Origin of the sequence: Kosakonia sp. R1.Fl (assembly GCF_023516815.1) — a bacterium.
In the GTDB taxonomy this organism is placed as follows: Bacteria; Pseudomonadota; Gammaproteobacteria; order Enterobacterales; family Enterobacteriaceae; genus Kosakonia.
The window spans coordinates 2,003,718-2,022,728 of the sequence record NZ_JAMGSQ010000001.1 but is presented as its reverse complement, the minus strand read 5'-3'; the positions used below and the strand labels follow the sequence as shown (position 1 = coordinate 2,022,728).

Below are 19,011 nucleotides of genomic sequence, written 5' to 3'. Positions count from 1 at the left end.
TCAGACTCCTAACTTCCAGGACAGGGTGCGCAGCAGGTCGGCGAACACGCCCGCTGCTGTCACATCGTTACCCGCGCCATAGCCGCGCAGTACCAGCGGTAACGGCTGGTAATAGTGGCTGTAGAACGCCAGCGCGTTCTCGCCGTTTTTCACTTTGAATAGCGGATCGTTGCCATCAACTGCCGCGATTTTCACCCGGCAAGTGCCATCTTCTTCAATGTTGCCAACATAACGCAGCACCTTACCTTCATCGCGCGCTTTTGCGACTCGCGCGGCAAAATCATCATCCAGTTCCGGCAGACGCGCCATAAAACTCTCAACATCGCCTGAATCGTCAAAACTCGCCGGCAGCACCGGTTCGATGACAATATCCGACAACTCCAGTTCACGACCGGTTTCGCGCGCCAGAATCAGCAGCTTACGCGCTACATCCATACCGGAGAGATCATCTCGAGGATCCGGCTCGGTGTAGCCCATTTCACGGGCAAGATTCGTTGCCGCCGACAGGCTCACGCCTTCATCCAGCTTGCCGAAAATAAACGACAAGGAACCGGAAAGAATACCGGAGAAATGCTGCAGCTCGTCCCCGGCGTTCAGCAGGTTTTGCAGGTTTTCAATCACCGGCAAGCCCGCACCAACGTTAGTGTCGTACAGGAATTTACGCCGCGATTTTTCCGCCGCGCGACGCAGTTGATGGTAATAATTCAGCGATGAGGTATTGGCTTTTTTGTTCGGCGTCACAACGTGGAAACCTTCTCGCAGGAAATCTGCATACTGGTCGGCCACCGCCTGGCTGGAAGTACAATCAACAATCACCGGGTTCAGCAAGTGATACTCTTTCACCAGACGAATCAGGCGGCCCAGGTTAAACGGCTCTTTGGCTTGCGCCATTTCCGCTTGCCAGTTATCCAGATTCAGGCCATGAACATTGGTCAGCAGCGCTTTCGAGTTCGCCACACCGCAAACACGCAGATCAATATGTTTGTTTTTCAGCCATGTTTGCTGGCGCTTTAGCTGTTCCAGCAGCGCGCCACCGACACCGCCGACGCCAATCACAAACACCTCGATCACCTGGTCGGTGTTAAACAGCATCTGGTGCGTGACGCGCACGCCGGTGGTGGCATCGTCGTTGCTAACGACCACGGAGATCGAGCGTTCGGAGGAGCCCTGAGCAATCGCCACAATATTAATATTCGCGCGCGCCAGCGCCGCAAAAAACTTCGCTGAAATCCCGCGCAAAGTGCGCATACCGTCGCCGACGACAGAGATGATCGCCAGACGCTCCATCACCGCCAGCGGCTCCAGCAGGCCCTCTTTCAATTCGAGATAAAACTCTTCGTTCATGGCGCGCTGGGCCCGGGCGCAATCGGATTGCGGCACACAGAAGCTGATGCTGTACTCCGAGGACGACTGGGTGATCAACACGACGGAAATGCCGTTGCGCGACATCGCGGCAAACACACGAGCCGCCATGCCGACCATGCCCTTCATCCCCGGACCGGAGACGCTGAACATCGCCATGTTATTCAGATTCGAAATGCCTTTGACCGGCAGACCATCTTCATCAGAGGTCGCGCCAATCAGCGTACCCGGTGCTTGCGGGTTTCCGGTGTTTTTGATCAGGCAAGGAATTTGAAACTGTGCGATGGGGGTGATGGTACGGGGGTGAAGAACTTTGGCGCCGAAGTAGGAAAGCTCCATGGCTTCCTGGTACGACATCGACTTGAGCAACCTGGCGTCTGGCACCTGGCGCGGGTCGCAGGTATAAACGCCGTCGACATCGGTCCAGATTTCACAACAATCTGCGCGCAGACAGGCCGCGAGTACGGCAGCAGAATAGTCGGAACCGTTACGCCCAAGCACCACCAGTTCACCCTTTTCATTCCCGGCGGTGAAACCAGCCATCAGCACCATATGATCCGCAGGAATGCGACTGGCGGCGATACGGCGAGTAGATTCAGCGATATCGACCGTTGATTCAAGGTAATGGCCGACCGCGAGCAATTTCTCAACCGGATCGATAACGCTGACTTTGTGACCGCGCGCTTCCAGTAACCCCGCCATGATGGCGATGGAGAGTTTCTCACCACGGCAAATTAACGCGGCGTTAATGCTGTCCGGACACTGGCCGAGCAGGCTGATGCCATGCAAAACATGTTTGATCTGCGCGAACTCTTGTTCAACAAAAGCTTTTAATTGTGCGAGGGGAAAGCCCGGTTGCGCATCCGCCAGCCCTTGCAGCAGGTCGGCGAAGATACGCTCGGCGTCGCTAATGTTCGGAATCGCATCCTGGCCGCCAATCGTTTTTTCGATCATTGCCACCAGATGGTTAGTAATTTTCGCCGGGGCAGAAAGCACGGTGGCCACCTGCCCCTGCCTGGCATTACTTTCCAGGATATCGGCAACACGCAGAAAACGCTCCGCATTTGCCACTGATGTACCGCCGAACTTCAACACTCGCATGGTTTACCCCTTAATCTCCGGTCGAAAAAAAAGCCCGCACTGTTCAGGTGCGGGCTTTTTTCTGTGTTTCCTGTACGCGTCAGCCCGCACCGTTACCTGTGGTAATGGTGATGGTTGTAATTGTGGTAATGGTGCTGATGCGTTTCATGGATGTTGTGTGCTCTGTAATCATTATCTGTCTGTGCTGTATGCCTATATTGGTTAAAGTATCTGCCTGCTCAAGTCAATTTATTTTTATTTTTCGCCCTCTTGCAGTTGTTGCTGGCTGCGCTGGAACAGACGTCACTTTCAATCAATTAGGATCATTCCCACCATGTATAACAGTGACTTTAACTATAAAAAAACGTTATGTCAGCGATTTACTCGGCGAGTTTTTTTTCGATATCGTGCAGCAAACGATGCAACATTGCAGTGTCGCGCTGTTCGAGCAGACCAAGACGCTGATCGAGCCAGTCGGCCATTTTAATGTCATCCGCCACGCCTAATTTTTCCAGTAATCCGCGAGTTCGCAAACGCAACGCCTGCAACTGATTACCGTCAACCGAGGCTGCCTCTTTCGGAGTATGTTGCATTAAAGATGCTAATTGATAGCAGAACACCATCACCGCCTGGCCGAGATTAAGTGAAGGATAATCCGCCACCATCGGAACACCCGTTAAAATATCTGCCAGTGCCAGTTCTTCATTGGTAAGCCCGGAATCCTCACGGCCAAACACCAGCGCAGCACTACTCAACCACGTGCTTTTCTCTTGTAACAAGGGAACCAGTTCCGCTGGTGTCGCGTAGTAATGGAATTTCGCCCGGCTGCGCGCCGTGGTGGCGATGGTAAAGGGAATATCCACCAGCGCATCGGCAAGGGTTGCATAAGTTTTAATATTATCAAGGAGATCGCCCGAGCCGTGCGCCACGCGGCGCGCGCCTTCTTGCAAGTGCGCCTCGCTATCAACGATACGCAAATCACTAAACCCCATGGTCTTCATAGCGCGGGCAGCGGCACCGACATTTTCCGCTCTCGCGGGGGAGACAAGAACAACAGCCAATTGCATTTTACTTTCTCTTCTTCCTGAGACCACGGGGAAATGTGACCTTTGTCATCATACTACGCGGTGCGAATTTACAATTATGTAACACAAATCACTGATTTAGCCCTTGCCTACGGTTAAAAAAAGCTAAACTATTTATCAGTGATATTACCTGCTAAGATGTTAACAGAAGGGACTTATCCCTATGTTTATTCATGGCATTTTAATACAGAATTTCCCACTTGTATTGGATTCGCCCTGTTTATCAATTAATATGCGCAACTAGTTGGTTTATTGAAAAATTGTAAGAAACGCTAGCATTTGGCTATCAAGATTTCTCCAAACTGTTAACGTGCTACAATTGAACTTGATATATGTCAACGAAGCGTAGTTTTATTGGGTGTCATTTACGTCTTAGCCTGTTATGTTGCTGTTAAAATGGTTAGGATGACAGCCGTTTTTGACACTGTCGGGTTCAGAGGGAAAGTGCCCACGACCAAGCTAATGATGTTGTTGACGTTGATGGAAAGTGCATCAAGAACGCAATTACGTACTTTAGTCATGTTACGCCGTCATGTTAATTTTCGACATGCACCAGGCTGGTCAGGGACTTTTGTACTTCCTGTTTCGATTTAGTTGGCAATTTAGGTAGCAAACATGCAGACCCCGCACATTCTTATTGTTGAAGACGAGTTGGTAACACGCAACACGTTAAAAAGCATTTTCGAAGCAGAAGGCTACGATGTCTTTGAAGCGACAGATGGCGCTGAAATGCATCAGATCCTTTCTGAAAATGATATCAACCTGGTGATCATGGATATCAATCTGCCGGGTAAGAACGGTCTTTTGCTGGCGCGTGAATTACGTGAGCAGGCGAATGTCGCGCTGATGTTTCTGACAGGCCGTGATAACGAAGTCGATAAGATTCTGGGCCTTGAAATTGGTGCCGACGACTACATCACCAAACCGTTTAACCCACGTGAACTGACTATCCGCGCACGCAACCTGCTTTCCCGTACCATGAATCTGGGCACGGTCAGCGAAGAACGCCGCAGCGTTGACAGCTACAAATTCAACGGCTGGGAACTGGATATTAATAGCCGTTCACTGATTAGCCCGAACGGCGAGCAGTATAAGCTGCCGCGCAGCGAATTCCGCGCGATGCTGCACTTCTGCGAAAACCCGGGCAAAATTCAGTCTCGTGCTGAGTTGCTGAAAAAAATGACCGGTCGTGAACTGAAGCCACACGATCGTACGGTCGACGTGACTATCCGTCGTATTCGTAAACATTTCGAATCGACGCCGGATACTCCGGAAATCATCGCCACCATTCACGGTGAAGGTTACCGTTTCTGCGGTGATTTGCAGGAATAAGCCAGAATAATGATGGAAAAGCGGCGCAAAGCGCCGCTTTTTTTATTTCCAGATGCGTAATTCTTCGTCACGCACGGGTTGCGGTATTTTCTTCACCGAACCAGAAAGCGCATACCAGTCGATCCTGCGCGTTAACACCATCACAGCGCTTAAGGCGATAAACAGAACACCGGTGCCGAGCAACAGCGCATTATCTTCGGAGTTCAGCAGGCTCCACATCACCGCATCAAGCACTAACAGCGCGATACTAAACGACAACCCCGCACGCCAGCTTTTCAATACGCCCTGCAAATAGACACCGTTTAGCAATGCGCCCAGCACACTGGCAACACCCCATGCAATGGTGAATCCGGTATGTTCAGCAAGCGCCAGTAACACCAGGTAGAACATCACCAGCGATAACCCCACCAGCAGATATTGCATCGGATGCATCTGTCGCGCGGTTAAACTCTCAAAAACGAAAAACGCGAGATAAGTCAGCACGATCAGCAAAATCGCGTATTTAACCGCTCTGTCGGTCAACTGGTACTGATCGGCAGGTGTGGCGATGTTAACGCTGAAAGCAGGCAATTCCCAACTTTTGCTGGCAGACAGCACCCCGGCAGTACGCATTTTGCTGTCCAGATTGTTGGCAAACCAGCTACTTTGCCAGTGCGCCTGAAAACCACTGGCGCTCACCGTGCGTTTTTCCGGCAGAAAATCGCCCATAAAACCCGGATGCGGCCAGTCGCCATTCAGTGTCATCTCGCTATTTCGCCCCAGCGGCACCACGGAAAAATCACCAGTTCCGCTCAAACTAAACGCCATAGTCAGCTTCAGCGATTGCTGCAAATTCGCCGTCGACAACGGCATATGCACGCCCTGCAGATCGCTTGCCAGCCCGGTTCCTGGTTCAACGCTGAGTGTCTCGCCATTCAACCTGGTGGTACGCAACTGGCCAATACCGCGCGAATCACTCAACGCTAAAACAAGAAATGGCTCGCCGAGGGAGATATTTTCATCGGCTTTGATATCCAGCCGCTTTGGGTCGAATTCAGCATTGATCTCGATGTCGTTGTGCCAGATTTGTCCATCATAAATGCCGATCTTGCGGGTTTCGATCTGCTGTTTGCCGTTAACCATCAGTGATTCTGGTAACCAAAAACGAAGATAACTTTGTTTACGCCGCACCTCTTTGGGGGCCTCGCTGTCGTTGGCTTTTTCCAGGGAAACCACCGTTTCAGTCACCGGGATGGCGATCAACGGCCCGACCAATTTTTGACTGCCAGAGCTGCTCTGGCGCAGCGTATCCGTCACATCGTTACGATAATTCGCGCGTTCGCCAATTAAGCCGCTCAGCAGCGTCAGCGGGATAAGCAGAACACAAAGACAACCTGGCAGCGTTACCATTTTCCAGAACAGGGGGGATTTCAACATAGCCTTCTCCTTAGTGATTCGCGCAGAGTAGTGAGGCTATGTGTGAAGGATTTGAAGTTATGTGAAGTGTGGGTGAAGTGTCAGCCGGGCTTCGCAACCCCCTTGCGGGCGGTTCAGAACGCGAATATCACCATGATGCAGCCGCGCGACTTCCTGGACAAACGCCAGCCCCAGCCCACTGCTTTTTTGCCCGTCGGCACGCGGCAGCGAATAAAAGCGTTCAAAAACGCGCTGCAATGCATAATCCGGGATACCTGAACCGCTGTCGCTGACCGTTAACACCAGCGCGTCAGCTTCCCGGCTGGCGCGTAACACCACCTCACCGCCTGGCGGCGTAAAATCAATGGCGTTATCGAGTAAATTACCCAACGCCTGAGCCAGTAATTCACTATCCCCTGCTGCCACCGCATCAGCAGCGTCAATCTGCAGAGTTAACCCTTTCGCCGATAACATAACACTGCGTTGCTCCTGCAACTGGCGAAAAAGCATACCGACATCCACTGCCGCAAACGCAATTTCCAGCCGGTTTTCCAGTTTCGCCTGGTGTAACAACTTCTCCACCAGATTCTGCATGCGGCTATTTTGCGTAAGAATATTGTCGGTAAAACGTGTCACAACGTCTGGCGGCGGCCCTTCGCGCAGGATCTCCGCCGCGCCGCGAATGGCTGCCAGCGGGCTTTTCAGTTCATGCGTCAGGGCGTAAACATACTGTTCGATATAATTTTTGCCTTCCAGTTTCACACGCATACTTTCCAGCGCCTGCGCCAGTTTACGCAGCTCGCTGCTGCCTAAATCGGGTAAAGGAACCGGACGGTTTTCTGTAACGGAATCAGCGTAGCGCGCCAGCTTGCCAATTGAGCGATTGATCCACCAGACCATGACTGCACCAATGAGCAACGCAATGCCCAGCAGCGCGCCGCCGGCCCATAAGATGCGCCGCTCGCTGCGTTTAATCACCGGTTCCATCGCGCTGTTTGGCTTACCCACGCTGATTACGCCGATAATGCGGCCTTGATCGGTCACCGGGGCGGCAACATACATCACCGTACTCTGCGGGTTACTGGCATCCGCCAGCGAGCTACGCGCGCCGTAATTCCCGCGCAGCGTCAGCCAGACATCATTCCAGCGTGAGTAATCCTGACCCTGCGCCTTTCCTGACGAATCAAACACCACGCGCCCGGTGCTGTCGGTCATGTAGACGTGATACTCATTGCGCACTTTATGGATCCCGCTGATATGCGCATTGATTGGCTGATGATTTAACGTTGAGAAAGCCTGCGCCAGGCGCCCATCCTGCGCGTGACCAGAGCGTAAATCTTCGCGAGCCAGCTCCGCCAGCAGCGTCGCGGTATCAATAAGTGTCCCTTCGGTGGCGCGTCGTACACCGGGTTTGATCTCCTGAACAAAGATCGACAGCACGAACCATGCGGCAACTGCCACGATCAGGAAATACCCCAGCAACAGGCGCATGCCAATGCGCATCAGCGGATCCCCAGGCTGTAGCCCATACCGCGATGCGTATTGATAGGAGTAAGTTCAGCATTGATGGCGCGTAGCTTAGCGCGCAAGGTCTTGATATGAGTATCGACGGTGCGGTCGAAACTCTCCTGAGCATCGCTCCAGACTTGATCCATCAATTGCTGGCGAGAAAAAACACGTCCTGGTGCCAACAGTAACGTTTTCAACAACAGAAATTCGTAGCGGGTCAGCAGCAGCGTTTCGCCGCACCAGCGAATAATCGCGGCATCCTCGTCCAACTCAAACTGGCCGATTCGCCGCATTTCGCTGTGAAGAGATGCCTTTTGCAATCTTCGCAACACCGTGCGCACTCTGGCGCATACTTCACGCGGTGAGAAGGGCTTGGCAATGTAATCATCCGCGCCCATCTCCAGCCCCAGCAGCTTATCGACTTCATCACTGCGCGCGGTAAGAAACAGCACCGGCAACGCGGGCGCACGCGCCAGTAGTCGACGACAAAGTTCAAAACCGCTAATATCCGGCAGGCCGACGTCCAGAATCGCCAGCTCAGGCAGACGATGCTGCGCCGCATCCAGCACCGGCAAACCCCGCTCAAACGCGGTGACGGCAAAGCCGTCCTGTTGCAACATGTAAATCAACGTTTCAGCGATGCTGGTTTCATCCTCTACCAGCCAAATCAGCGGTTGCGGCGTAGACATTGGGCTTATTTACTCCAGGGAATGATGGGTACCGCGCTTAAGGCGTTTTTCGGCGATCCTTCGACCACTTTATCGGAATAAGCTAAATATGCCAGTGTGTTACGTTTCGCGTCATAGAAACGCACCACCTGCAATTTCTTGAAGACTAACGATGTTCGTTTCTGGAAAACCACATCGCCCTGCGCCTTACCGTTTTTGATCTTATCGCTCAACTCAACCGGACCAACCTGCTGGCAAGAGATAGCGGCATCGGACGTATCCTCCGCCAGCCCCAGCCCGCCCTTGATACCGCCGGTTTTCGCCCGGCTGATGTAACAGGTGACATTTTTCACATCAGGATCATCAAACGCTTCGACCACAATTTTGTGATCCGGCCCAAACATTTTAAACACCGTATCCACGGAACCAATTTGTTCTGCCTGGGCAGAGCCCAGCGCGGCCAACATCACGACAGGAAGGATTAACTTTGTATATTTCATATTGTTACCATTTTTGAATATTACGTTGAGCAACTATTCAGCTTTCAAATGAGAAACTGTTTGCAGATCACTAATTTACAAAATTTATGATGAAAATCAGTCACAATGCGCATTTGTGCACAAAAAAAACACCGAATGCTAAACACCTAAAAACCCGTTATTATCCGTTGCCTGGTATCAGGCGTTAATGCTGTTTTAAGGAAGAGGATATTGTATGGATCAGGCTGGGATCATTCGCGACTTACTTTCCTGGCTGGAAAGCCATCTGGATCAGCCGCTCGCTTTGGATAATGTGGCGGCAAAAGCGGGCTATTCCAAGTGGCACCTGCAAAGGATGTTCAAAGACGTGACCGGTCATGCCATCGGCGCTTATATTCGTGCGCGTCGTCTGTCAAAATCCGCTGTTGCTCTGCGCCTTACTGCCCGGCCCATTCTGGATATTGCCCTGCAATACCGCTTTGATTCGCAACAAACCTTCACCCGCGCTTTCAAAAAACAGTTTGCTGTCACCCCTGCGCTCTATCGCCGTTCACCAGACTGGAGCGCGTTTGGCATTCGCCCGCCGATGCGTCTTGGCGAATTTACCATGCCAAAACATGACTTTGTCACCCTGCCGCCAATGCAACTTATTGGCACCACCCAGAGCTACACCTGTGCGCTGGAGGAGATCTCCGATTTTCGTAATCAAATGCGCATTCAGTTCTGGCGGGAATTCTTGAGCAATTCACCGAAAATTCCACCGGAAATGTTTGGCCTGCATGAGCCGCGCCCAAGCCTGGAAAAGGATGACGAACAGGAAGTGTTTTACACCACAGCGCTAACGCCGGAGATGGCGAACGGCTATCTGAGCAACGCGCAGCCGGTGTTGCTGGAAGGCGGCGACTACATCTCCTTCGCTTATGAAGGTTCACCGCACGGTTTTCAGGATTTCATCCTGACCGTTTACGGAACGTGCATGCCGATGCTTAACCTCACGCGCCGTAAAGGCCAGGATATTGAGCATTTTTATCCGCAGCATGAAGAGCCGCGCGAAGACGGCGAGCCGCCAGCGCACATCCGCTGCGAGTATCTGGTGCCTATTCGCCGTTAACGCTGCAACTCATCCAGCGCTGGGGCGTCCAGATGCGAGACGTCTCCTGCGGTTTCCACCACCCAGCCGGAAGCCAGCCACGGACTCTGTTGATAATCAATACGGGAAATGGAGCAGTTGCGCAGGCGCAGGCGGCGTTCAGCATAAGCCGGCAGCCCAAGGATCGTGCTCACCAGGCAGCCCAGCGCCATACCGTGACTGACCAGCAACGGGCGGCTCCCTTCGGGAAGCTCCAGGCAGGTTGCCAGCGCCGCGTGCATACGATCGCTTAACTCCTGCATCGATTCGCCATCAGGAATACGGCCATCGGCCGTGCCATTCACCAGTTGGCGACGCCAGCTCTCTTCTTCTTCGGTCAGGGAATCGATATGACGGCGTTCAAGCACGCCCATGTCCAGTTCGCGTAAACGCGGCTCAAAGGTGATATCGCAACCACAGACTTCAGCGATGATCTCAGCCGTCCGGCGGGTTCGGCCAAGGTCGCTGGCAATAACGTGGGTAATGCCCAGCGCTTTTGCGCGCTCAGCCACCTGCCACGCCTGCTTCTCCCCTTTTTCGGTTAACGGACTGTCTGACTGGCCTTGAATACGACGCTCGGCGTTCCACTGCGTTTCACCGTGGCGAACAAGGTATACCTGTAACATGCTTTTTTATCCATTATACTGCGATGAATTTATTATCTGAGGAAGGTCTCTGTCCGGGGTAAAAGAACGCGTCTCATTCCGAACATGCCGTTATTAATTATGCACCATGTTGTCTCAGCTACCACCAATCCCGCGAAAATTCGGGCGATTCTGCACGCTTTTAACGAGATCTTCGGCGAAGGATCCTGCCATATAGACGCCGTTTCCGTCGATAGCGGCGTACCGGAACAGCCGTTTGGCAGTGAAGAAACGCGTACTGGCGCACGAAATCGCGTGGCCAATGCCCGCCATGCGCGCCCCGAAGCGGATTTCTGGGTGGCTATCGAAGCCGGGATCGACGAAGGCAGTACGTTTAGTTGGGTGGTGATAGAAAGCAATCATCAGCAAGGTGAAGCCCGCTCGGCAACGCTGCCGCTACCGGAGATCATTTTGCAGAAAGTGCGCGCCGGTGAAGCGCTCGGGCCAGTAATGTCGCGGTATAGCGGAATTGATGAGATCGGCCGCAAAGAGGGTGCCATCGGCGTTTTTACCGCAGGTAAACTTACTCGCGAAAGCGTTTACCACCAGGCGGTGATTCTGGCGCTCAGCCCCTTTCACAACGCGATTTATCGCTGAGTATTCAGCAGCGTCTGCTCCAGCCATAAACGTAAATCAGCAGGCGCGGCTTTCAGGCTGTTTGAACCACGAGTAATGGTCGCGATACCTGCCCCCAGCTCGCTTTTCAGTTCACGCTGGCTCATCTCGCCGCGCAGCAGTTCTTCAATGATTCGCACTCTTGTACCTAACGACTCGCGCTCATCTGGCGTAAGCATCAGATTAAGCAATGGAATGTGTAGATCCTTTTCGTAAGATTGCCGGACCAGATCAACGAAGCGTTGCCACTCATGATCGCGCTGTTCGGCCATCGCCGCGGAATAGGGTGATTGCTGAGTCATAATTTGCCGCCCTGTTAAAGGTTTACTGATGTGTACTCTTTAGCGAGTACACATCATAGCATAAACCACAGAAATCAATAACGGCGCTGCCATTCAGCATCATTAAAGACAACCGGCTTATCTCCGCTCAGGAAATAGCGGTAATAAGCATCGTAAGCCAGCACGTTTTTCACATAGCTGCGCGTTTCCGAGAACGGGATGCTCTCAATAAACGCCACCGCATCCAGTTTGCCGCCGCTGTTGTTCAGCCAGCTGCGCACTCTTCCCGGCCCGGCGTTATAGGCTGCCGACGAGAAAATACGGTTATTGCCAAACTGCTGATAAACATATTGCAGGTAGCTGGTGCCGATATTGATATTCGTTTCCGGATCAAACAGTTGGCCAGAGTTGCTGTAGCCGGGAATGTTAAACATCTTCACTGTGTGCGTGGCGGTACCCGGCATAATCTGCATTAAACCTGCCGCGCCAACCGGGGAGCGCGCCGTTGGGTTCCAGGCACTCTCCTGGCGAGATATCGCCATCGCATAGCTTTGTGAAATCCCTTTGCCACTGGTGTAGCGGGCATAAAGATCGCTATACGCCAGCGGGAAACGCTCTTCAAGTTGATCCCACAACTTGCCGGCAATCGTGGCCTGCACACTCAGATCCCACCAGTGCTGATTAAAGGCATAACGCGCCAGCTGCGCCTGCTCTTGCTGGGTTCGGCTGGTCACCAGATTCGCCCACTCACTGCGCGCGGTGTTATCCAGCCCCCAGTACATCAGCTCACGAACGCGCGCCATTTCTGCACCCTGCGTTAGCGTTGCGGAGACATTTCCCTGCGCTTTGTCTATCTGCATCGAGTAATCTTCACCCAGCCGCTGCGCAGCCGCCATCGGGTAAAAACCACGCTGCTTCATCAGGGCGTGGAGGATCTCTTTGGCTTCATCCTCGCGTCCGCGCTCCAGCAACAAATCCGCCTGCCAGTAGCGCCACTCGTCTTTCTCTTTGGCGTCCATCGGCAAACGCGAAAGCCAGGTATTCAGCCCACGACGATCGCCGTTACCAATCGCCATACGCACGCGGCGCTCCAGCAAAGAGACTGATTGCGAGCGCATGATTGCATCATCACGCCAGCGCGCCTGATCGCTGGTGACGTCATTGCCCATCAACCGCCATGCGACAATATCACGCAGCGTCTGGGTTTGTTCCTCATTCAACTGCTGCGCCTGCACCAGCGACGGGATCATTAAGCGAGCATTTTCGACATCCTGACGCGCAACGCTTTCAAAGGCTTCCGCGGCCATCTGACGGGTAAAATCCGTTGCGCCGGTGGTGGTGGCGAAGGACATTACGCTCAATGGATTATTGGCAAGGTTGATGATAGCCGCCGAAATGGTTTGATAATCAGGCGGCATCTGCCCGGCCAGCAGTGTCACCAGTTTGGTATTACCCGCTTTCATCGCCAGGCGAATACGCTCCAGAAACGCCAACGGATCCTGTTTCCCGGAAGCGCGCCATGCGCCAAACAGCTGATCGCACGCGTTGGGCTGGCTTTTACCGCTTAACCACAGCTCTTTCGCACCTGCCCAGGCTTCGTCTGCCTGACCGGTATTCCATTTCGCAAAGTAGTAGTTACATTGTGCTTCGGTAGTCGCAGGTTTCTCCGGGCTGAACGCCAGCAACCCGCGCCAGTCTTGCCGCCGGGCCAGTTCATTAACAAAGCGAGATTTCAGCGTGCGCGCCGCCGGTAGCGTCGGGTTGGCCTGCACAAAGTTGGTCACCGTAATTGCGGGTTGATTCATCAGATCGTCGGTAATCTGACGATATTGCAGATACGGGTAAAGCGGATACGTTTGTAGCGTGGGCAGCAATTGCTGCACCACATCCATCTGTTTGTTGTCCCACGCGGTTTTAATCTGCGCGTAACGGTTACGTTGTTCATCCAGTGAATCTGCTCGCGCCACATTGCTGAGGGACAGCAAACAAACGCAGGCCGCCGCGAATCGCCAGGCGACATGTTTAGCTCTCTGCACAGCTCTTTCCTCTTATCTGTCACGTTTTTGCAGCGTCATGCCGCGTAATGCGTTAATGCTAACCGCGCAACTCGTAACGCGCCACGTTGCGCACACTTTTTTACCTTTCTGGCGTGATTTAACACACCTGGCGCGGCTGGCTGGGATTAAGCAACGAAAACGGCTACACTCCGCTGTTGAATACCACTCTCATTACAAAGAGGCGAAGTCCAACGTGGCTCAATTCGTATATACCATGCATCGTGTCGGCAAAGTTGTCCCGCCGAAACGTCATATTCTGAAAAATATCTCGCTAAGCTTCTTCCCGGGCGCAAAAATTGGCGTGCTGGGTCTTAACGGTGCCGGTAAGTCTACCCTGCTGCGCATCATGGCCGGCATCGATACAGACATCGAAGGTGAAGCCCGCCCGCAGCCTGGCATTAAGATCGGTTACCTGCCGCAGGAACCGCAGTTGAACCCGGAGCAGACCGTACGTGAATCGGTTGAAGAAGCCGTATCCGAAGTGGTCGGGGCTCTGAAACGTCTGGATGAAGTGTATGCGCTGTATGCCGATCCAGAAGCGGATTTCGACAAACTGGCGGCAGAACAAGGCAAGCTGGAAGAGATTATCCAGGCGCATGACGGTCATAACCTGAATGTGCAACTGGAACGCGCCGCCGACGCGCTGCGCCTGCCGGACTGGGACGCAAAGATTGCCAATCTTTCTGGTGGTGAACGCCGCCGCGTCGCGCTGTGCCGTCTGCTGCTGGAAAAGCCGGACATGCTGCTGCTCGACGAACCGACCAACCACCTGGACGCCGAGTCCGTTGCCTGGCTGGAACGCTTCCTGCACGATTTCGAAGGCACCGTGGTGGCGATTACCCACGACCGTTACTTCCTCGATAACGTCGCCGGTTGGATCCTCGAACTTGACCGTGGTGAAGGTATTCCATGGGAAGGCAACTACTCTTCCTGGCTGGAGCAGAAAGATCAGCGCCTGGCACAGGAAGCCTCTCAGGAAGCGGCTCGTCGTAAATCCATTGAGAAAGAGCTGGAGTGGGTGCGTCAGGGCGCGAAAGGCCGTCAATCTAAGGGCAAAGCCCGTCTGGCGCGCTTTGAAGAGCTCAACAGCACTGAATACCAGAAACGTAACGAAACCAACGAACTGTTTATTCCACCGGGACCTCGCCTGGGCGATAAAGTGGTTGAAGTCAGCAACCTCAGCAAGGCTTACGGCGATCGCCAGCTGATTGATGGCCTGTCGTTCTCCGTGCCGAAAGGCGCAATTGTCGGCATTATCGGCCCGAACGGCGCGGGTAAATCCACGCTGTTCCGCATGATGTCCGGCCAGGAGCAGCCAGATGGCGGCACCATTACGCTGGGTGAAACCGTCAAACTGGCCTCGGTTGATCAGTTCCGCGACGCGATGGATAACAGCAAAACCGTGTGGGAAGAAGTTTCCGGTGGACTGGACATTATGCGTATCGGTAACACCGAAATGCCGAGCCGCGCATACGTTGGTCGCTTCAACTTTAAAGGCACCGACCAGGGTAAACGCGTGGGCGAATTGTCCGGCGGTGAGCGCGGTCGTCTGCACCTGGCAAAACTGTTACAGGTTGGCGGCAACATGTTGCTGCTTGATGAACCGACCAACGACCTGGATATCGAAACCCTGCGTGCGCTGGAAAACGCCCTGCTTGAATTCCCGGGCTGCGCGATGGTTATCTCGCACGACCGTTGGTTCCTTGACCGTATCGCCACCCACATTCTGGATTACCAGGACGAAGGCAAAGTGGAGTTCTTCGAAGGTAACTTCACCGAATACGAAGAGTATAAGAAACGCACGCTGGGCGCGGATGCGCTGGAGCCGAAGCGTATTAAGTACAAACGTATCGCTAAATAAGCCGACACAAAAGCGAATGGGGAAACCCATTCGCTTCACACCCAAATGCTCAGTGAATTCCTCTGCAATAAGCACATAAATAAGTTTTTTTGTTTTCATACTATCTTCGCCGCGATCCAGAGACAGATGCATTCATTGCAGAAATAATCTAAAACTAAAATCCCGAATAAAACTCTTACCACAGAATAAACATCCATCAATCTCATTTTCATAGACCAATGCTTTTAGCATTCGCCTTTTTGTCCCTGGATTGCTTAACGCAAAGACCAGACGCTAACATGATACTCATTACCTCAGTTAATAAATGAACGTATGGTTATAATTAATGCATATCATTACGGAAGATGTTTTTCTTAAAAACGGATTACAGACATTTATTAAGCAGAAAAAAATAACACTGGATAATAACGACGTCATTTTAGATTTTGATAATAACTTTATTATTATCACAACATTAACGACACTAAACAGAATAATACAAAACGACAATGCGTTTGAATGTTATTTATTACATTCATTTTTAAAAATTAAGAAAGACACAAGGTTAACTGACATATCCCGCACGTTAAAATATAAATCATGGCGAAATAAACAAGGCCAGGAGTGCAGAATAGCGCTAACGAGGAAAGAGAGAATGCTGCTTAGCCATATCATTAGCGCGGGGAAAAAGAAAAGCATGTTAACTCACAGCGGGCTGGATATCAAAACGGTCAGTACACACAAATATAATATGTTGAGAAAGGTGAATCAGCCGTCAATCGCCGCACTGACGCAGGTCCATAACCGCTGGGAAAATTTTCGTAATCAACCGGCAAATTAACCGAAATACAGGCCATGGAATATACCAGACCGGCCTGTTATTCCAGCCTACGGCCCCATTAACTGTTTAACCAGTTCGACGCACTGTAAAAATCGCGAGTCATAATCCGCGGCTTCAACGCGCACATATTCGATATTATTTTCCCGTAGCATTGATACCAGCAAATCCTGAAATTCCTTACGATCGACAGAACTGCCAAGACTTCTCAGTCCATCATTCACCCACGGGGTATTATTTTCCAGCAGGATCACCAGATCAAATCGATATTCATCAATCAATGCCTGAACGAAAGGATGTTCGCGACCTTCATATTTTTTGCAGAACGCCTGCGTGGTAACAAAATCCGTATCGATAAACGCCACTTTATTGGCGTACTTCACGGCAAAATCGATGTACTGCGCATGCCCGAGGGCGATTTTGTCATAGTCAGAATATTGCAGCGCGATTTCGTCACCGCCAAGATGCGAAAAGACGTAATCGCGGCCATATTCCCATGCGCTGGTGGTATTGAAAATATTGGCGAGTTTATTAACCAGCGTCGACTTACCACTGGATTCTCCGCCCAGAATCGCCACCGTGCGCACAAAAAAGGGCTTCACCTCCGTCGGAATATAATCCCAGTAACGGAAGGGGTTCTCGCGGATTTGCGAACCGCTGATATTCATAAAGGTGCGCTTTGGATCGACCAGCACCGCTTCAATTCCCAGATGTTGCCGATACTGCGGCGCGTCTGCCTCTTCGGAGGTATAAATCCAGTTTGGCGTGATGCCTTTTTCGGTCATAAACGCTTTGATGCCTTTACTCCAGACATCCCAGCCGTGCGGATACGGCTCCATCCCCTCTTCGTTAAAGGCATGAATACGGATATTTTTCTGGTACTTAAAGGTCTGTAGCAGCCAACGCAAGCGATCACTTACCGTCGGCTGTTGGGACATCGCGCTGTCTTCAAACAGCTCACGATCGCGCGTTTCGTCATAACCAAGGATGATATGCAGCTCATCCACCTGGCTACAGGCGCGCTGGATCAAATAGATATGGCCGGTGTGCAGCGGGTAAAACTTGCCGAAAACCACGCCAATGCTTTTCTGCCGACGGGGAAACTCAAGATCGAGAAAGCGATGCAGCGCCTCCAGTTTTTGCGCACTGGGGCTCTTAATTTTGGCATTCAGCAGCTGGCTCAAATAGCCTTTGGTCATACCGCTGGCATCGGCTACCTGCTGTAACGTGCAGCCTTTCTGGCGAATCGCGGTTTTTAAGTAGTCGAATGACGACATTGTTGCCTCCTGCAAAAAAGATTAGCCAATTATAAGTCGTCAAAAACGTTTAGCGCATCCGCGAGCTTCTTCACGCCAAATATTTGCATCCCTTCTGGCACTTTTTTCGGCACATTCGCTGCCGGGACGATAGCGCGACGGAAACCATGCTTCGCAGCCTCCGAAATGCGCTCCTGGCCGCTGGGCACCGGGCGAATTTCCCCCGCCAGCCCGACTTCGCCAAACACCACTAAATCCTGCGGTAACGGACGGTCGCGCAGGCTGGAAACCATCGCCAGCAACAGCGCTAAGTCGGCGCTGGTTTCGGTCACTTTGACCCCGCCGACCACGTTGACGAACACATCCTGATCCGCCATCTGCAAGCCGCCATGGCGATGCAGCACCGCCAACAGAATCGCCAGACGGTTTTGCTCCAGTCCCACCGCCACGCGGCGCGGGTTGGACATCATCGAGTGATCAACTAACGCCTGAATTTCGACTAACAGCGGTCGCGTCCCTTCCCATACCACCATCACCGAACTGCCGGAGGTCACTTCATCGCCGCGGCTTAAGAAAATCGCCGACGGATTGCTGACTTCACGCAACCCCTGCTCGGTCATGGCGAACACGCCGAGTTCGTTGACCGCGCCGAAACGGTTTTTATGGCTGCGCAAGGTGCGAAAACGCGAATCCGCATCGCCATCAAGCAACACCGAGCAGTCAATACAGTGTTCAAGCACCTTTGGTCCCGCCAGTGAGCCGTCTTTGGTGACGTGGCCGACCATCACAATCGCCACACCACGCGTTTTCGCAAAACGTGTCAGATAAGCCGCTGTTTCACGCACCTGCGCCACACTGCCGGGCGACGACTGAATGTCGGCCATGTGCATGACCTGAATCGAGTCGATCACCATCAGCTTCGGTTGTTCCTCTTCGGCGATCATGCAGATTTGTTCGATGCTGGTTTCCGACAGCATATTGAGATTGCCGGTCGGCAGCCCCAGACGGTGCGCGCGCATCGCCACCTGCTGCAATGACTCTTCGCCGGTGACATACAACGTTTTCATCTGCTCGGCGAGCTTACACAACGTCTGCAACAACAACGTGGATTTCCCCGCACCGGGGTTGCCGCCAATCAGAATCGCGCTACCGGGCACAACACCGCCGCCGAGCACGCGATCAAACTCTTTAAAACCGGTAGAAAAACGCGGCAGCTCTTCGAGGCTGATATCCGCCAGCTTCTGCACTTTTGATACGCCAGCGCTCCCCGCATAACCGGAAAGACGCTCATTACGCGCCACGGTGGGCGAAGCGGCAACGCGCACTTCCGTAATGGTGTTCCATGCGTGACAGGCGCTGCACTGCCCCTGCCAGCGCGGGTAATCCGCACCGCATTCATTACAGACAAACGCGCGTTTGGGAGCTTTCGCCACAATAACCT

Annotated in this window: 18 protein-coding genes and 1 other annotated feature; of the genes, 5 read left to right on the top strand and 13 right to left on the bottom strand. The window is 52.7% G+C overall.

Annotated elements, in window-relative coordinates:
- The 4 genes from thrA to yjjY all read right to left on the bottom strand — a co-directional run bounded on the left by thrA (window position 1) and on the right by yjjY (window position 4,048).
- Window positions 1-2,463: a bifunctional aspartate kinase/homoserine dehydrogenase I gene (gene thrA, locus M8Q36_RS09440; protein WP_249880717.1), complete on the bottom strand. Its 2,463-nt coding sequence runs from the start codon at window positions 2,461-2,463 to the stop codon at window positions 1-3.
- 23 nt (window positions 2,464-2,486) lie between these two features.
- Window positions 2,487-2,604, bottom strand: a sequence feature (Thr leader region).
- Window positions 2,543-2,611 (bottom strand): thr operon leader peptide, encoded by a 69-nt coding sequence (thrL, locus tag M8Q36_RS09435; protein WP_110093700.1) that lies wholly within the window; start codon window positions 2,609-2,611, stop codon window positions 2,543-2,545. It overlaps the preceding feature by 62 nt.
- Window positions 2,612-2,822: 211 nt before the next feature.
- The gene (locus tag M8Q36_RS09430) at window positions 2,823-3,509 is read right to left on the bottom strand and encodes a tRNA/rRNA methyltransferase (protein WP_249880716.1); all 687 of its coding nucleotides are present in this window, start codon (window positions 3,507-3,509) and stop codon (window positions 2,823-2,825) included.
- A 398-nt stretch (window positions 3,510-3,907) separates the two neighbouring features.
- Window positions 3,908-4,048 (bottom strand): YjjY family protein, encoded by a 141-nt coding sequence (gene yjjY, locus M8Q36_RS09425; protein WP_086870418.1) that lies wholly within the window; start codon window positions 4,046-4,048, stop codon window positions 3,908-3,910.
- Between the two features lie 94 nt (window positions 4,049-4,142).
- On the opposite strand from yjjY, the gene arcA reads away from it, so the two are divergent.
- Window positions 4,143-4,859: a two-component system response regulator ArcA gene (gene arcA, locus M8Q36_RS09420; RefSeq protein ID WP_003856501.1), complete on the top strand. Its 717-nt coding sequence runs from the start codon at window positions 4,143-4,145 to the stop codon at window positions 4,857-4,859.
- 42 nt (window positions 4,860-4,901) lie between these two features.
- On the opposite strand, the gene creD is transcribed toward arcA, so the two are convergent.
- The 4 genes from creD to creA are packed head-to-tail and all read right to left on the bottom strand — an operon-like array spanning window position 4,902 to window position 8,931.
- Window positions 4,902-6,275 carry a cell envelope integrity protein CreD gene (gene creD / locus M8Q36_RS09415; protein ID WP_249880715.1) on the bottom strand — a complete coding sequence of 458 codons (1,374 nt, stop codon included), beginning with the start codon at window positions 6,273-6,275 and terminating at the stop codon, window positions 4,902-4,904.
- A gap of 57 nt (window positions 6,276-6,332) precedes the next feature.
- Window positions 6,333-7,757 carry a two-component system sensor histidine kinase CreC gene (creC, locus tag M8Q36_RS09410; protein WP_249880714.1) on the bottom strand — a complete coding sequence of 475 codons (1,425 nt, stop codon included), beginning with the start codon at window positions 7,755-7,757 and terminating at the stop codon, window positions 6,333-6,335.
- Window positions 7,757-8,452: a two-component system response regulator CreB gene (gene creB, locus M8Q36_RS09405; protein WP_249880713.1), complete on the bottom strand. Its 696-nt coding sequence runs from the start codon at window positions 8,450-8,452 to the stop codon at window positions 7,757-7,759. The genes creC and creB overlap by 1 nt, the downstream gene beginning before the upstream one ends.
- A 5-nt stretch (window positions 8,453-8,457) precedes the next feature.
- Window positions 8,458-8,931 carry a protein CreA gene (gene creA, locus M8Q36_RS09400; protein WP_249880712.1) on the bottom strand — a complete coding sequence of 158 codons (474 nt, stop codon included), beginning with the start codon at window positions 8,929-8,931 and terminating at the stop codon, window positions 8,458-8,460.
- A 214-nt stretch (window positions 8,932-9,145) separates the two neighbouring features.
- Here creA and robA point away from each other — a divergent pair, with 214 nt between their 5' ends.
- Window positions 9,146-10,021 carry an MDR efflux pump AcrAB transcriptional activator RobA gene (gene robA / locus M8Q36_RS09395; RefSeq protein ID WP_249880711.1) on the top strand — a complete coding sequence of 292 codons (876 nt, stop codon included), beginning with the start codon at window positions 9,146-9,148 and terminating at the stop codon, window positions 10,019-10,021.
- Here the strand turns inward: robA and gpmB are convergent.
- Window positions 10,018-10,665, bottom strand: a complete 648-nt coding sequence (gpmB, locus tag M8Q36_RS09390; protein ID WP_020456479.1) for a 2,3-diphosphoglycerate-dependent phosphoglycerate mutase GpmB — start codon at window positions 10,663-10,665, stop codon at window positions 10,018-10,020. The genes robA and gpmB overlap by 4 nt on opposite strands.
- A gap of 99 nt (window positions 10,666-10,764) precedes the next feature.
- On the opposite strand from gpmB, the gene yjjX reads away from it, so the two are divergent.
- Window positions 10,765-11,280 carry an inosine/xanthosine triphosphatase gene (gene yjjX / locus M8Q36_RS09385; RefSeq protein ID WP_017457854.1) on the top strand — a complete coding sequence of 172 codons (516 nt, stop codon included), beginning with the start codon at window positions 10,765-10,767 and terminating at the stop codon, window positions 11,278-11,280.
- Here the strand turns inward: yjjX and trpR are convergent.
- Together trpR and sltY are read right to left on the bottom strand one after the other, a co-directional pair.
- Window positions 11,271-11,600, bottom strand: a complete 330-nt coding sequence (gene trpR / locus M8Q36_RS09380) for a trp operon repressor (RefSeq protein ID WP_249880710.1) — start codon at window positions 11,598-11,600, stop codon at window positions 11,271-11,273. The two genes, yjjX and trpR, sit on opposite strands and share 10 nt — an antisense overlap.
- A gap of 74 nt (window positions 11,601-11,674) precedes the next feature.
- Window positions 11,675-13,615 carry a murein transglycosylase gene (gene sltY, locus M8Q36_RS09375; protein WP_249880709.1) on the bottom strand — a complete coding sequence of 647 codons (1,941 nt, stop codon included), beginning with the start codon at window positions 13,613-13,615 and terminating at the stop codon, window positions 11,675-11,677.
- A gap of 214 nt (window positions 13,616-13,829) precedes the next feature.
- On the opposite strand from sltY, the gene ettA reads away from it, so the two are divergent.
- The gene (gene ettA, locus M8Q36_RS09370; RefSeq protein WP_249880708.1) at window positions 13,830-15,497 is read left to right on the top strand and encodes an energy-dependent translational throttle protein EttA; all 1,668 of its coding nucleotides are present in this window, start codon (window positions 13,830-13,832) and stop codon (window positions 15,495-15,497) included.
- Window positions 15,498-15,822: 325 nt separating this feature from the next.
- Window positions 15,823-16,317: a response regulator transcription factor gene (locus tag M8Q36_RS09365; protein WP_249880707.1), complete on the top strand. Its 495-nt coding sequence runs from the start codon at window positions 15,823-15,825 to the stop codon at window positions 16,315-16,317.
- Window positions 16,318-16,364: 47 nt separating this feature from the next.
- Here the strand turns inward: M8Q36_RS09365 and nadR are convergent, their stop codons facing one another.
- Together nadR and radA are read right to left on the bottom strand one after the other, a co-directional pair.
- A complete protein-coding gene (gene nadR / locus M8Q36_RS09360; RefSeq protein WP_020456474.1) occupies window positions 16,365-17,591 on the bottom strand; it encodes a multifunctional transcriptional regulator/nicotinamide-nucleotide adenylyltransferase/ribosylnicotinamide kinase NadR in 1,227 nt (408 codons plus the stop codon).
- A 29-nt stretch (window positions 17,592-17,620) separates the two neighbouring features.
- Window positions 17,621-19,003 (bottom strand): DNA repair protein RadA, encoded by a 1,383-nt coding sequence (radA, locus tag M8Q36_RS09355; RefSeq protein ID WP_249880706.1) that lies wholly within the window; start codon window positions 19,001-19,003, stop codon window positions 17,621-17,623.
- Window positions 19,004-19,011 lie beyond the last annotated feature (8 nt).

What these genes read in the sequence shown, in the direction of transcription:
- creB (WP_249880713.1), bottom strand. Translation starts at nt 8,452, where the DNA reads ATGTCTACGCCGCAACCGCTGATTTGGCTGGTAGAGGATGAAACCAGC.
- creD (WP_249880715.1), bottom strand. Translation starts at nt 6,275, where the DNA reads ATGTTGAAATCCCCCCTGTTCTGGAAAATGGTAACGCTGCCAGGTTGT.
- trpR (WP_249880710.1), bottom strand. Translation starts at nt 11,600, where the DNA reads ATGACTCAGCAATCACCCTATTCCGCGGCGATGGCCGAACAGCGCGAT.
- thrA (WP_249880717.1), bottom strand. Translation starts at nt 2,463, where the DNA reads ATGCGAGTGTTGAAGTTCGGCGGTACATCAGTGGCAAATGCGGAGCGT.
- M8Q36_RS09430 (WP_249880716.1), bottom strand. Translation starts at nt 3,509, where the DNA reads ATGCAATTGGCTGTTGTTCTTGTCTCCCCCGCGAGAGCGGAAAATGTC.
- gpmB (WP_020456479.1), bottom strand. Translation starts at nt 10,665, where the DNA reads ATGTTACAGGTATACCTTGTTCGCCACGGTGAAACGCAGTGGAACGCC.
- yjjY (WP_086870418.1), bottom strand. Translation starts at nt 4,048, where the DNA reads ATGACTAAAGTACGTAATTGCGTTCTTGATGCACTTTCCATCAACGTC.
- creC (WP_249880714.1), bottom strand. Translation starts at nt 7,757, where the DNA reads ATGCGCATTGGCATGCGCCTGTTGCTGGGGTATTTCCTGATCGTGGCA.
- arcA (WP_003856501.1), top strand. Translation starts at nt 4,143, where the DNA reads ATGCAGACCCCGCACATTCTTATTGTTGAAGACGAGTTGGTAACACGC.
- yjjX (WP_017457854.1), top strand. Translation starts at nt 10,765, where the DNA reads ATGCACCATGTTGTCTCAGCTACCACCAATCCCGCGAAAATTCGGGCG.
- robA (WP_249880711.1), top strand. Translation starts at nt 9,146, where the DNA reads ATGGATCAGGCTGGGATCATTCGCGACTTACTTTCCTGGCTGGAAAGC.
- creA (WP_249880712.1), bottom strand. Translation starts at nt 8,931, where the DNA reads ATGAAATATACAAAGTTAATCCTTCCTGTCGTGATGTTGGCCGCGCTG.
- M8Q36_RS09365 (WP_249880707.1), top strand. Translation starts at nt 15,823, where the DNA reads ATGCATATCATTACGGAAGATGTTTTTCTTAAAAACGGATTACAGACA.
- nadR (WP_020456474.1), bottom strand. Translation starts at nt 17,591, where the DNA reads ATGTCGTCATTCGACTACTTAAAAACCGCGATTCGCCAGAAAGGCTGC.